Annotated in this window: 1 protein-coding gene; it reads right to left on the bottom strand. The window is 37.4% G+C overall.

Annotated features, from left to right (window positions below):
* Positions 1 to 254: recombinase RecT (locus tag R0J87_RS22560; protein ID WP_498889121.1), on the bottom strand; the 254-nt coding region annotated here is incomplete at both ends.

Below are 254 nucleotides of genomic sequence, written 5' to 3'. Positions count from 1 at the left end.
TAGTCCAATATGTTGTTTTTCTAAAGCCGTTAAGCAGTTCAAAATATGCGGCATATCCAATGACCGATTCTGATTGACGTGTTTCAAAATCTATATCAATTTCTTCCGTCAAAGGGTTCCATTTTTGAAGCTCTCCCTCACGAATAGGTATACAGTTAATAAATTTGTATTGTCCGGTTCTTAAAGCAAGCTGGATATAACCCTTATATCCTAGTTGAAATTGCGCTTTACCACTGTACGGAACAATCCAGGCA

Source organism: Halomonas sp. SIMBA_159 (assembly GCF_046536035.1).
Taxonomy (GTDB): Bacteria; Pseudomonadota; Gammaproteobacteria; order Pseudomonadales; family Halomonadaceae; genus Vreelandella; species Vreelandella venusta_A.
The sequence above is the reverse complement of the archived record's forward strand: the minus strand, read 5'-3'. Positions and strand labels throughout refer to the sequence as shown.